Source organism: Ralstonia sp. 22086, assembly GCF_052045975.1.
GTDB lineage: Bacteria > Pseudomonadota > Gammaproteobacteria > Burkholderiales > Burkholderiaceae > Ralstonia > Ralstonia wenshanensis.
Window position 1 is genome coordinate 494,818 of the sequence record NZ_JBQEPZ010000004.1, and the last position, 12,460, is coordinate 507,277.

Here is a 12,460-nt window from a genome sequence, read left to right on the forward strand (position 1 = left end):
GGCTCGCGCGGGACTGCGCACGCCTGTCCACTACATTGATCCAGGGGAGCTTGATCATGCGAGCCGTTGCTTTGCCACCCGCTTCACGTCGTTCCATCAACCGCCTTCGCCCAACGCCGCTGGCGCGGCGGCTCGCGCTGGCATTCGTCGCCATGGGTGCAGGCGCATCGGCGTACGCGCAGCAGACCACCACGCAGGTCGACCTGCCCGCCACGCAAGTCACTGCCGGCAAACCTGCTGCCTATGGCGCAAAGCAGGCCAGCACCGGCGCACTGGGCGACAAGGCTGTGCTCGACACGCCGTTCACCATCAACGTTGCCACGCAAGAGTTGATCCAGAACCGTCAGGCGCAGACCATCGGCGAGGTGTTCAAAGGCGATCCGGCGGTCACCGCCAACAACGACGGCTACATCGGCGAGGCGTCGAACATCACCATCCGCGGCCTGCAGCTCGACTTATTGGAGGGCTACAAGGTCGACGGCCTGGCCGTGCCCAACTGGGGCAGCGATGTGCCGCTCGAACACTTCGAGCGCGTGGAACTGCTCAAGGGCCTGTCGGGCTTCATGTATGGCTTCGGCACGCCCGGCGGCATCGCCAACTTCGTGACCAAGCGCCCGACGAACACCTTTGGCGGCAGCGCCACGTTCGGCTTTACCAGCGGCGGCACGCTCAAGGAATCGGTCGATGTGGGCGGGCGCTTCGGCCCGACCAAGGCCCTGGGCGCGCGCCTGGGTGTGGTGCATGAAGAAGGCGACACCTTCGTCGACGGCGGCCATATCAAGCGCGACTCCGCATCATTGGCGCTCGATGCGCGCATCACGCCGGATCTGCAGTGGTCGTTCGACGGCCTGTACATGCAACGCAACGTGCAGGGTGCGTACTACGGCATCATCCCCGGCCAGGATTTTGGTGTGCCGGTCACGGAGTTCGTGCGCACGCCGCGCGCCATTGACGGCAGCCAGCGTGTGTCATCACCAGGCTCGTATTACGAGACCGAGATCAAATCCGTCGGCACCGAACTGAACTGGGCCGCCACGCCCGACTGGAACGTGCGCGCCGCCTATCGCTACACGCAGCAGAACCGCGGCAACGCCGACAGCGCGATCCAGCTGACAGACAACGCAGGCAACTTCAGCGAGCTGCAGTACAGCTCGTACCAGCGCTACCAGTACAGCCAGGCGCAGGTGATGGCCAACGGCAAGGTGCGCACAGGCCCGATCGAGCATGAACTCGTCTTCGGCACCTCGTGGCAGAGTCTCACGCAAGCCACGGGCGGCTTTGCTTCCACGCTGCTCGGCACGGGCAACTTGTACGACACGTCGGCGTTCGTGTCGTCCGGGGCGACACCAATGCGGGTGCCTGCGTCCGACGGTCTGGCTCGCCCATCCAGGATCGATCAGACCGCCATCTTCGCCAGCGATACGGCCAAGTTCAACGAGCACTGGTCGGTGCTTGGCGGGTTGCGCTATACGCGTTTCAACCAGACCGGCTACAACGCCGACGGCAGCACCTCCGCCAAATACACTCGCGAGCCGATCACGCCCACGCTGGCGGTGATGTTCAAACCCGTGCAGCCGGTGACGCTGTACACGAGCTACGTGGAATCGCTGGAGGCCGGCGCCACCGCACCCATCACGGCACTCAACGCGGGCACGGTATTCGGGCCGCTCAAGAGCAAGCAGATTGAGGTGGGCGCCAAGGCTGAGCTCCACGACTGGACATTCGGCGCGGCGCTGTTCCAGGTGCAGCGCGGGCTGGCGTATTTGCGGCCGGATAACGTCTATACGCAAGACGGCATGACGCGCTATCGCGGGCTGGAGTTGAGTGCACGCGGCAAGCTCGCGCGTGACTGGACGCTGCTGGGCGGGGTGCTGTTCATGAACTCAGAGAACACGGAGTCCGACGCGTCCGTGCTGGGCAAGCGCGCCTACGGGTCGCCGCGCTTCAAGGCGACGGCCTATGTGGAATATGCCGTGCCGCCGGTGCCTGGGCTCGTGCTGTCGGCAGGTGGGCAGTACGTCGGCAACTCGGCGCTTGAGGCGGACAACAGCAACATCGTGCCGGGGTATCACACGTTTGATGTGGGGGCGCGGTATTCGACCAAGGTGGGCGGCAAGCCGGTGACGCTGCGGTTCAACGTCGACAACCTGACGAATGAGAAGTACTGGTTGCCGAGCTGGGGGTTCATTCTGGTGCAGGGGGCGCCGCGGACGTTTAGGGCTAGTGCTACGGTTTATTTTTGATTTTTCTGTTTTGCTTTTGTTTGGTGTTGTTGGTGCGCCCCTTGTTTCATCCCCTGCCGGGGCTGACTCACTTTCTTTGGTCTTGCCCAAAGAAAGTAAGCAAAGAAATGCGCGCCCGAGATGGCGACCCATTCCTTGAATTTCTGTAACCGTGCGGGGAAGGAGGCAAACTCGCTGCGCTCAGACAAGCCTCCTTCCTTTTTCCGCCCGCTTACAGAAATTCAAGGCGCCATCTAGGGCAGGGAAGTCAAAGGCCAAACCATCTAAGCGCAGGCCCAAACGACAAGGCCAACCTCACGACGGGTTAGCCTTTTTCTTTTGACGTTAGGCCCTTGATGGCGCCTTGGATTTTTGTTGCGGGAAGGATAAAGAGGGGAGGCCTGTCTGAGCGCAGCGAGTTTGCCTCCCCTCCCTTCCCGCGACACAAATCCAAGGAGGGGGTCGCCATCTCGGGCGCGCCTTTCTTTTGCCTACTTTTCTTTGGCAAGACAAAGAAAAGTAGGTCGTGCCCGGCAGGGAACGAAACAGGGGTGGACCACCAGCATAAAAAACAAGTTGCATATCTAACCATCATCCCCTACCATCCACCTCACCATGTTCGACCACTGCCTCTACTTCAACACCACCGCCCTGGCCCGCAAGCTCGACCGAGTCTGGGCAGACGCCTTTGCGCCGTTCGATCTCACGCCGCCGCAAGGCTTCATGCTCCGCGCAATCGTCGATCGCCCGGGCATGCTGCAAAGCGAGTTGTCGGAAGCGATGTCCGTCACGCGCCCCACGGCAACGCGCGCGCTAGATGGACTGGAGGCCAAGGGCCTGATCGAACGTCGCAAGACGGAAGCCGACGGCCGCGAGACCGCCATCTTCCCGACGCGGGAAGCGGTCAAGATCGGCGCCGCGTTGAACGAGGCAAGCGGCGCCGTGACCGCAAGGTTGAAGCGCGTGCTGGGCAGTACCGAATTCACCGATACGGTGACGAAGATCCGCGGTGTGCGCTCCACCCTGACATAAGCGTCCATTTTTTTTGACCAAGTAGTTGCATTGCTAACTAACAGGAGAAACCATCATGCCTATCCTCAACGTCAAAGTCAGCGCCCAACGTTCTGCAGAAATGACGCAGAAGATCGCCAGCACCTTGCTGGACCTTACCTCCCGCATCCTCGGCAAGGACCCGAAGGTCACGGCCATTGCCATCGACTATGTCGACCCGGAAGACTGGATCGTCGGCGGGCAGACGCTGGCCGCGCAAGGCAAGAACAGCGTCTATTTCGACATCAAGGTGACGGACGAAACGAATACCAAGGCGGAGAAGGCGCAGTACATCGCCGAGGCGTTCGCGGCGTTTGCTGAGCTACTCGGCAATCTGCATGAAGAGAGCTATATCTATGTGCAGGACGTTCGCGCCGCAGCTTACGGCTACGGCGGCAAGACGCAGGAATACCGCTACCAGCACGCGTAAATATGCCGGCCGCGTCGCTCCAGACCCAACAACGATCAGGTGAAATCATGAACCGCATGAGCGCATTCTTCGCGGCCAGTTGGCTGGCCGCCGCGTTGCTGTACTTTGGCCAACATTCGTTGCCGTTGACCGCGCTGTCGGGTGTGGTGTTGCTCGCTGGCTTCGATCTGCTGCGTCCGTGAAACTTCAGTGGGTGCGGTGCTGCGCCCGGTATTGCAAGGGGCTGCAGCCGTGGCCCGCGAAGAACGCGCGGCTCAGTGCGCTGACGCTGCCGTAGCCGCATTCATCGGCAATGTGATCGAGCGGCTGGCGGCCGGTGCGCAGCAAAAACGCCGCGAGCTCCCCACGGAGCGCCGCCACGTAACGCCTCAGGTTGCTGCCGGTGGCGGCGGCAAAACGGCGCGTCAAGGTCCGCTCGCTCATCGCTGCCTGGGCGGCCAGTTCTGCAAGTGCTGGGGGCGCTGCCAGTTCCCGCTCCACGATGTCCTGGATGGCCAGGATGGCCGCATCGCCATGGCGCTTGAACTGCGCGGTCCACACGGCCATGTGTTCGTATGACGGCAGCGATTGCGTGAGCGCCGTGCGCAGCATCCGCCGCGATGCACCCGCCCCGCAGCAGTGATCGATGACGTACGCGCAAGCGTCCACGGCGGGGTTGATACCGCTGACGGTGATGATGCGGCCGTCCACCGCCAGCGGCTGGTCGGGCGTGTAACGCACGCCGGGAAAATGCCGGGCAAACCAGGCGCGCTCGCTCGCCAGCCCCGTCGCCCGGCAGCCATCAAGCAGCCCCGCCTTGGCGAACAGCGGCGCCGCGTTCATGCCAACGACCAGGGCGCCAGCCTCATAGCGCCTGCGCAGCCAATCGGCGATACGCGCCTCTTCCGCATCCAATGCCGCCTCCGGGGCGAACTGCGCGGGCACGATCACGACGTCGTAGGCCGCCTCGATCAACGCGGCGGTGGCGGGCACGGGCATATCACCAAAGCTCGATACGGCGCCACCATCGGTGGACAGCAGATCGATGTCGAAAAGCCGGCTGCCCATCACATCCACGCTGCGCGCCTGCATGGTGCCGGCAATGAGCAGCATCTCTTGAGTGATAAACACGTAACCGGCAAACAAGCGAGGCGGCAGCAGGATGGCGATGCGCGCCCGCGCGTGCACACCGTGGCGTTTGGAGGCTGCTTTCGGCTGGCGCTTCATGTCAATAAAGTGGCGATTCAGATCAACCGGAATTGTCGCGGCCTTGTTGAAATACGGCAACCCCTCTGCCACCGATCCTGAGCCGCCATGATTGCCCGCACGCTGTTCGACGCTGAACACGACACCTTCCGAGACTCCGTCCGCCGCTTCATCGAGGCCGAAGTCCTGCCCCACCACGAGCGCTGGGAAGACCAGGGCTACGTCGACCGCGCCATCTGGGAAAAGGCGGCCGCCGCCGGCTACCACTGCGCCAGCATGCCCGAAGCGTATGGCGGCGCAGGTGCCGACATCCGCTACAGCACCGTTCTGATGGAAGAGATCGCGCGGGCAGGCGCAACGGGCCTGGGCTTCGGCCTGCACTCCGAAATCGTCGCGCCGTATCTGCTGCACTACGGAAGCGAGGCGCTGAAACAGTCCTACCTGCCCAAGCTGGCGAGCGCAGAGATGATCGGCGCGATTGCCATGACCGAGCCCGGCGCCGGCTCCGACCTGCAAGGCGTGCGCACCACCGCCACGCGCAGCAGCGACGGCAGCCACTACGTGCTCAACGGCTCGAAGATCTTCATCACCAACGGCTGGCACGCCGATGTGGTGATCGTCGTGGCGCGCACCACGCCGGAAGGCGGCGCCAAGGGCACGAGCCTCTTCGTGGTCGACACGAGCATGGAGGGCTTCAGCAAGGGCAAGCGCCTGAAGAAGGTCGGCATGAAAGCGCAGGACACCGCCGAGCTGTTCTTCGACAACGTGCGCGTGCCGGCCGCCAACCTGCTCGGCGAAGAGCATCGCGGTTTTGCCTACCTGATGCAGGAGCTGCCGTGGGAGCGCCTGCAGATTGCCATCGGCGCCATCGCTTCGGCCGAAGGCGCGCTTGAATGGACGCTGCGCTACGTGCGCGAACGCCAGGCCTTCGGCAAATCCATCCTCGATTTCCAGACCGCGCGACACGCACTGGCGGAACTGAAAACCGAAGTCCAGATCGGCCGCGTGTTTGTCGACCAGTGCATCGCGCTCAAGCTGGCCGGCAAGCTCGATGCCGCCACGGCGTCCATGGCCAAGTACTGGACCACCGACCTGCAGTTCAAGGTGATGGACCGCTGCGTGCAACTGCACGGCGGCTACGGCTACATGTGGGAATACCCCATCGCCCGCGCGTGGGCCGATTCTCGCGTGCAGCAGATCTACGGCGGTACCAACGAGATCATGAAAGAGCTGATCGCCCGCACCCTTTAACGAGCACGACCTTCAGGACGCAACGCTATGGAAGCCTATATCTACGACGCCGTGCGCACCCCGCGCGGCAAGGGCAAGAAGGACGGCAGCCTGCACGGCGTGACGCCGCTGCGCCTGGCCGCGACCGCACTGCGCGCCATCCGCGATCGCAATCAGCTCGACACGGCACTCGTGGACGACGTGGTGCTCGGCTGTGTTGAACCCGTGGGCGAGCAAGGCGCGTGCATCGGCCGCGTGGCAGTGCTGTCCGCCGGCTATGCCGAGACGACGGCCGGGGTGCAGATCAACCGCTTCTGCGCTTCGGGCCTGGAGGCCTGCAACATGGCTACCGCACAGGTCATGGCCGGGCAAAGCGACTTCGCCATCGGCGGCGGCGTGGAGAGCATGTCGCGCGTGCCGATGGGCGCCAGCGGTGGCGCATGGCCGGTCGACCCGGCCGCCGCCATCCCGCTGTATTTCGTGCCGCAGGGCGTGTCGGCCGACACCATCGCCACCAAGTGGGGCTACAGCCGCCATGACGTCGACGCCTATGCCGCGGAGAGCCACCGCCGCGCCCATGCGGCCAGCACGGCGGGCTGGTTCACGGGTTCCATCGTGCCGGTGCGCGACCAGAACGGCCTGACCATCCTCGACCGCGACGAGATGATCCGCCCGCAGACCACCGTCGACACACTCGCGCAGCTCAAACCCTCGTTTGCGGAATTGGGCGAGCAATACGGCTTTGACGCGGTGATCCGCCAGCGCTATCCGGAACTGGAACGCATCGAACACGTGCACCACGCGGGCAACAGCTCGGGCATCGTCGATGGCGCCGCGGCCGTGCTGATCGGCAGCCGCGAGGCCGGCAATCGCGCGGGCCTCAAACCGCGTGCTCGCATCCGCAGCTTTGCGAGCATCGGTTCGGAGCCGTCGATCATGTTGACGGGGCCATCGTATGCAGCAGAGAAGGCACTCAAGCGCGCCGGCATGTCGGCATCCGACATCGATCTGTTCGAGCTGAACGAAGCCTTCGCCTCGGTCGTGCTGCGCTTCATGGAGGTGCTGGCCGTGCCGCATGACCGCATCAACGTCAACGGCGGCGCCATTGCGATGGGCCATCCGCTCGGTGCAACGGGCGCCATGATTCTCGGCACGCTGCTCGACGAGCTGGAACGGCGTGGCGCAAGCACGGGCCTGGCCACGCTGTGCGTCGGTGCCGGCATGGGCACCGCCACCATCATCGAACGCGTTTAAGGAGCGTGCTGACATGATCGACATCATCATCGACACCGACGGCATCGCCACGCTCACGTGGAACCAGCCGGGCCGCGCGCAGAACGTGCTCAACGGCGACACCTGCGCCGCCTTCTTTGCCGCCATCGACCGCGTATGCGCAGATGCGAGCGTCAAGGGCATTCTCGTCACCTCGGCCAAGGCGGATTTCATTGCCGGCGGCGACCTCGAATGGCTGCAGGCCAGCGACGACGCAGCCACGTTGTTTGATCGCACGTGCGAGCTGCACCGCATGCTGCGCAAGCTGGAAACCTGCGGCAAACCCGTGGCCGCCGCACTGCCGGGCTCCACGCTGGGCGGCGGGTTGGAGATTGCGCTCGCCTGCCACTACCGCGTGGCGGCAGACAACGCCCGCGCGCGCTTTGGCCTGCCGGAAGTCACGCTGGGCCTCTTGCCGGGTGGCGGCGGCACGCAGCGTCTGCCGCGCTTGATTGGTGTGCAGAAAGCGTTGCCGATGCTGCTGGAAGGCAAGCGCATCAAGGCCGCCGACGCGCTCAAGCTCGGCATTGTCGATGCGGTCGTCAATGCGGGCGAAGAAGCCGACGCCGCGCGCACGTGGCTGCTGGGCGAAGGCCAGACCCGCGCGCAGCAGCCGTGGGACATCAAGGGCTACAAGGTGCCCGGGGGCGGCATCGCCAGCCCGGCCGTGCAGCAGCTATTCACGGCGGCCAACGCCATGCTGCGGCAGAAAACCTACGGCAACTATCCGGCCGCGGCCAGCATCCTGTCGTGCGTGTATGAAGGGCTTATCACTGATCTCGATACGGGCCTCAAGACCGAGGCGCGCTACTTCGTGCAGGCGGTGCTGTCTCCGGAGGCCCGCGCGATGATCCGTACCCTTTTCTTCAGCCTGAACGCCGCCAACAAGCTGGCCGCGCGCCCGGCCGATGTGCCGGTGCGGCGCTACGCCAAGGTGGGCGTGCTTGGTGCCGGCATGATGGGCGCGGGCATTGCCTATGTCACAGCCAAGGCGGGGGTGCCCGTCGTGCTGCTCGACACCACGCAGGAAGCCGCCGAACGCGGCAAGGACTATTCACGCAAGCTCGTCGAGAAACAGGTACAGCGCGGCCGCCTGCATGCCGAGCAGGCCGACGCGCTGCTCGCCCGCATCAAACCGACCACCTCATACGCAGACCTCGACGGCGCGGGCCTCATTGTCGAGGCTGTATTCGAGCAGCGCGAGATCAAGGCCGACGTCACGCGCATGGCCGAAGCCGTGATCTCGCCGGACGCCATCTTCGCGTCCAACACGTCCACGCTGCCGATTACGGGGCTGGCGGAGGCGAGCCAGCGCCCAGGCAACTTCATCGGGCTGCATTTCTTCTCGCCGGTCGACAAGATGCCGCTGGTGGAGGTGATCGTCGCCCGGCAGACCACGCGGGCCACGCTGGCGCAGGCGCTCGATTACGTGAAGGCCATCGGCATGACGCCCATCGTCGTCAATGACAGCCGAGGGTTCTATACGAGCCGCGTGTTCTCGACCTACGTGCTCGAAGGCCTGGCGATGCTCGCCGAAGGCGTGGCACCCGCATTGATCGAGAATGCCGGGCTGCTGGCCGGCATGCCGGTCGGGCCGCTCGCGCTGATCGACGAAGTCTCGAGCGAGCTGATCCACAAGGTCAACCAGCAAACCCGCGCCGACCTGGGTGTCGCCTACATCGAGCGCCCCGGCGAAGCCGTGGCCGAGCGCATGGTGGCGCTGGGCCGCATCGGCCGCAAGGCGGGAAAAGGTTTTTACGACTATCCGGAGAACGGCAAGAAGGCGCTATGGCCCGGGTTGGCGACCGAATACCCCAAGGCCGCCACGCAGCCCGACGTCCTGACGCTGGTCGATCGCCTCATCACCGTGCAGGCCGTGGAAACCGCACGCTGCCTGGATGAAGGCGTGGTGACCGACCCGCGCGATGCCGATGTGGGTGCGCTGCTCGGTTGGGGATTCCCTGCATTCCGGGGTGGGCCGGTGTCGCACATCCATCGCGTGGGGGTGGGCGCCTTTGTCCAGCTGTGCGACCGGCTGGCTGCAGAGCACGGCCGCCGTTTCGCGCCGCCCGCCCTGTTGCGTGACATGGCAGACAAAGGCACTGCGTTTTACGAACGCTGACCTCTCCAGCGCCGCGCGAGCCAAGTTCGCGCGGCGCCTCACTCGGCAAGCGTTGCGCTCAAGCACCAACCCGGGTGCCGCCCAGGGTTGCCCACCCATAAGCAAACGATTGCGCATCCATGCGCCGGTCTGACCGTTCGGCTTAAGACACATGTGCTTCGCTCCGATATAGAGTGGAAGGCACATAAAATTGCCGACGTCAGGCACGCTGCGCGCGTGCCCGAGACAACTGGACACGCAAACGCTGGAGTGGGGATGCCCGCAGAGCAATCGAAGGCTTCTTCTGATGGCACGACCGGTAACACGCCCGGGCAAAGATGGGGGCAGAGGCTGCTGTCGCCGCTGAATGTTGGTGCGGCGGTAGTCTTGCTGTTCATCTGGACGTTCACATTCCACCAGCTCACCCTGGAGCACGACAGGCTGATCCGCGATGCGCAGGCGCGCACGCAGGTTGAAGCACGGGCATTTGGTGAGTACTCACTCGGCAGCGTGCGGCGCGTGTCGGAGTTCCTGCTCGATCTGCGCGCGAGCTGGCTGTCGGGTCGCGACGTGTTCGAGCACGTCATCCACGAGCGGCAGGAAGCCGTGCGCGATCTGACCTTCCAGGTGGCCGTGATCGACGAGAACGGCATGCTGGTCTACTCCAGCATCGGCCCCACGACAGAACGCCTCGACCTGAGCCAGCGCGAGCACTTTCGCGTGCACAAGGAATCCGGCGGACGCGACGTGCTGTTCATCAGCGACCCGGTGCAGGGCAAGGTCTCGAAAAAGTGGTCGATCCAGTTCACACGCCCGATCCTCAGGGCTGGGCAGTTTGCCGGTGTCGTGGTGGTGTCGGTCAGCCCGGAACAGTTCGCCAGCTTTGCCAATACGCTTGCGATTGGCAAGGACGGGGCTGCCACGATCATCCGCGAGTCAGGGCAGGTCCTGGCACGCGTGCCCAATCCGACCGCGGGTATCGAAAAGCCGCCGCGCGCCCGGCAGTTCAACAAGCCGGGTGCGCTGGGAACAGGCAACTACCGCGTGGTGTCGGGCACCGACGGCGTGGAGCGCATCATCGGCTATCACCATGTGCCGGAGATCGGACTGTACTTCCTGGTGGGCGAGTCGGTTGCCTCGGTGCTCGCGCCTTACGACGGCTATCGGCGCACTTCGCTGGTGGAGGCAGCCGGCTCCACCCTGCTGCTCGCGCTGCTGTATTTCACGCTGCGCCACCAAGGTGCCGAGCGCAAGCGGCACATCGAAGAGATGCGCCTGGCCTCCATGGTCTATGCATCGAGCAGCGAAGCGATGATGGTGATGACGCTCGACGGCCGCGTGATTGACGTGAACCCGGCGTTTACCGTCACCACGGGCTATTCGGCGCAGGAATTCAAGGGCCAGTCCAGCGACACCATCCGTTCCGAATGCAACGAGCGGGCCGTGATCGAAGCCATGCGCGAGGGCGTTGCAACCAAGGGGTCGTGGAGCGGCGAATACCTGATCCGCCGCAAGGACGGCAGCGAGTTCCCCGCCCTGCTCACGATCGACACCTTTGCCGACAGCACGCTGGGTGAGCCGCGCCGGGTTGCGCTCATCCACGACATGACGGAGAAGAAGCGCGCCGAAGAGGTCATCTGGCGGCAGGCCAACTTCGATGCGCTCACCGATCTGCCCAACCGGCATATGTTCTACAACCGCCTGCGCCAGGAGATTGCGCGGGCGCGTCAGACGTCCACACAACTAGCGTTGTTGTTCATCGATCTGGACCGTTTCAAGGAAGTGAACGACACGCTCGGCCATGACCAAGGCGACGTTCTGCTCAAGGAGATTGCCCGGCGCATCTCGGCCATCGTGCGCGGCACCGATACGGTCGCGCGGCTGGCGGGCGACGAGTTCACCATCATCCTGCCGGACCTGTCCGATGACGGGGCGGTCACGCCCATCATTCGCAGCCTGCTTGCGCGCATTGCCGCACCGCTGCCGCTTGGCCAGGAAAGCGTGGAAGTGTCGGCCAGCATCGGGGTGGCGCTGTACCCTCGCGACGCCGACACCGCGGAATCGCTGCTCGTGCGCGCCGACCAAGCCATGTTTGCGGCCAAGAGCGCGGGGCGCAATCAATGGGCGGTTTTCACCCCGGCCTTGCAGCGTGCCGAACAGGAACGCCTGCGCGTGACCAGCGACTTGCGCGTGGCGCTCGCGCACGGGCAGCTTGCGGTGCACTACCAGCCCATCGTCGATCTGCTCACGGGCAAGGTCCACAAGGCAGAGGCGCTGATCCGCTGGACCCACCCCGTGCGGGGCGAGATCGATCCGGGAGATTTCATTCCGGTGGCCGAGGACACCGGGCTGATCGTCGAGATCGGCAAATGGGTGCTGAACAAGGCGCTGGACCAGCTCACGCACTGGCAGGCCACGCTCGACACCACGATGCAGGTGTCGGTGAACAAGTCGCCGCTGGAGTTCCGCGCGCACCAGTCGGGCACCGAATCGTGGCCCAAGGTGGTGGAGCGCCGGGGGCTCCCGCCGCACAGTCTGGTCGTTGAAATAACCGAAGGCTCGTTGATGGCAGACAGCGCGGAGGTGATCGAGCACCTGCACGAATTCCGGCGCGCGGGTGTGGACATCGCACTCGACGATTTCGGCACGGGGTATTCGTCGCTCTCGTACCTGAAGCGCTTTGATATCGACTACATCAAGATCGACCAGTCGTTCGTGCGCAGCCTCGCGCACGACCCAAAAGACATCGCACTGTGCAGCGCCATCGTGAGCATGGCGCACGCGCTGCGCATCAAGGTCATTGCCGAAGGGATTGAGACCGAGGAGCAGAAGGCGATCCTGGTGGCGGCAGGCTGTGACTACGGCCAGGGCCACCTCTTCTGCCCGCCGGTGCCGCCCGCCGCGTTTGAAGCCTTTGTGGCCAAAAGCCAGCTTGCCGAAACTTAGGTACCACGGCGCGTGCCGCTTCGA

The 12,460-nt window shown here is 64.5% G+C and carries 10 protein-coding genes; 8 read left to right on the forward strand and 2 right to left on the reverse strand.

The annotated features are described in order from the left end of the window. Positions 1-56 precede the first annotated feature (56 nt). Positions 57-2,243 (forward strand): TonB-dependent siderophore receptor, encoded by a 2,187-nt coding sequence (locus ACTJK6_RS19575; RefSeq protein ID WP_440839903.1) that lies wholly within the window; start codon positions 57-59, stop codon positions 2,241-2,243. On the opposite strand, the gene ACTJK6_RS19580 is transcribed toward ACTJK6_RS19575, so the two are convergent. Beyond that, complete coding sequence (locus ACTJK6_RS19580) at positions 2,234-2,431, reverse strand: hypothetical protein (RefSeq protein WP_440839904.1); 198 nt, start codon at positions 2,429-2,431, stop codon at positions 2,234-2,236. The two genes, ACTJK6_RS19575 and ACTJK6_RS19580, sit on opposite strands and share 10 nt — an antisense overlap. Positions 2,432-2,837: 406 nt before the next feature. Between ACTJK6_RS19580 and ACTJK6_RS19585 the strand changes: the two genes are divergently transcribed. From ACTJK6_RS19585 to ACTJK6_RS19595, 3 genes are read left to right on the forward strand one after another with little or no spacing between them, the layout of a single operon-like run. Then, positions 2,838-3,254: a MarR family winged helix-turn-helix transcriptional regulator gene (locus ACTJK6_RS19585; RefSeq protein WP_232038865.1), complete on the forward strand. Its 417-nt coding sequence runs from the start codon at positions 2,838-2,840 to the stop codon at positions 3,252-3,254. A gap of 55 nt (positions 3,255-3,309) precedes the next feature. After that, entirely contained in the window at positions 3,310-3,702 is a 393-nt protein-coding gene (locus tag ACTJK6_RS19590) for a tautomerase family protein (protein ID WP_322017947.1), read from the forward strand. A gap of 47 nt (positions 3,703-3,749) precedes the next feature. Beyond that, positions 3,750-3,884: a hypothetical protein gene (locus ACTJK6_RS19595; RefSeq protein WP_004632518.1), complete on the forward strand. Its 135-nt coding sequence runs from the start codon at positions 3,750-3,752 to the stop codon at positions 3,882-3,884. 4 nt (positions 3,885-3,888) lie between these two features. Here ACTJK6_RS19595 and ACTJK6_RS19600 read toward each other — a convergent pair whose 3' ends face one another. Then, a complete protein-coding gene (locus tag ACTJK6_RS19600; protein ID WP_440840049.1) occupies positions 3,889-4,908 on the reverse strand; it encodes a GlxA family transcriptional regulator in 1,020 nt (339 codons plus the stop codon). A gap of 87 nt (positions 4,909-4,995) precedes the next feature. Here ACTJK6_RS19600 and ACTJK6_RS19605 point away from each other — a divergent pair, with 87 nt between their 5' ends. From ACTJK6_RS19605 to ACTJK6_RS19620, 4 genes are all read left to right on the forward strand, one after another. Then, entirely contained in the window at positions 4,996-6,138 is a 1,143-nt protein-coding gene (locus ACTJK6_RS19605; protein WP_232038862.1) for an acyl-CoA dehydrogenase family protein, read from the forward strand. A 27-nt stretch (positions 6,139-6,165) separates the two neighbouring features. Beyond that, positions 6,166-7,371, forward strand: a complete 1,206-nt coding sequence (locus ACTJK6_RS19610) for an acetyl-CoA C-acetyltransferase (RefSeq protein ID WP_440839905.1) — start codon at positions 6,166-6,168, stop codon at positions 7,369-7,371. 13 nt (positions 7,372-7,384) lie between these two features. Next, a complete protein-coding gene (locus tag ACTJK6_RS19615) occupies positions 7,385-9,511 on the forward strand; it encodes a 3-hydroxyacyl-CoA dehydrogenase NAD-binding domain-containing protein (protein ID WP_440839906.1) in 2,127 nt (708 codons plus the stop codon). A gap of 255 nt (positions 9,512-9,766) precedes the next feature. Next, positions 9,767-12,436, forward strand: coding sequence for a bifunctional diguanylate cyclase/phosphodiesterase (locus tag ACTJK6_RS19620; RefSeq protein ID WP_260801073.1), 2,670 nt, complete (start codon positions 9,767-9,769; stop codon positions 12,434-12,436). The last annotated feature ends 24 nt before the right edge of the window (positions 12,437-12,460 follow it).

Bases quoted from the DNA above. Each gene is read 5' to 3' on its own strand.
- ACTJK6_RS19585 (WP_232038865.1), top strand. From the start codon at position 2,838: ATGTTCGACCACTGCCTCTACTTCAACACCACCGCCCTGGCCCGCAAG.
- ACTJK6_RS19620 (WP_260801073.1), top strand. From the start codon at position 9,767: ATGCCCGCAGAGCAATCGAAGGCTTCTTCTGATGGCACGACCGGTAAC.
- ACTJK6_RS19595 (WP_004632518.1), top strand. From the start codon at position 3,750: ATGAACCGCATGAGCGCATTCTTCGCGGCCAGTTGGCTGGCCGCCGCG.
- ACTJK6_RS19610 (WP_440839905.1), top strand. From the start codon at position 6,166: ATGGAAGCCTATATCTACGACGCCGTGCGCACCCCGCGCGGCAAGGGC.
- ACTJK6_RS19590 (WP_322017947.1), top strand. From the start codon at position 3,310: ATGCCTATCCTCAACGTCAAAGTCAGCGCCCAACGTTCTGCAGAAATG.
- ACTJK6_RS19605 (WP_232038862.1), top strand. From the start codon at position 4,996: ATGATTGCCCGCACGCTGTTCGACGCTGAACACGACACCTTCCGAGAC.
- ACTJK6_RS19600 (WP_440840049.1), bottom strand. From the start codon at position 4,908: ATGAAGCGCCAGCCGAAAGCAGCCTCCAAACGCCACGGTGTGCACGCG.
- ACTJK6_RS19575 (WP_440839903.1), top strand. From the start codon at position 57: ATGCGAGCCGTTGCTTTGCCACCCGCTTCACGTCGTTCCATCAACCGC.
- ACTJK6_RS19615 (WP_440839906.1), top strand. From the start codon at position 7,385: ATGATCGACATCATCATCGACACCGACGGCATCGCCACGCTCACGTGG.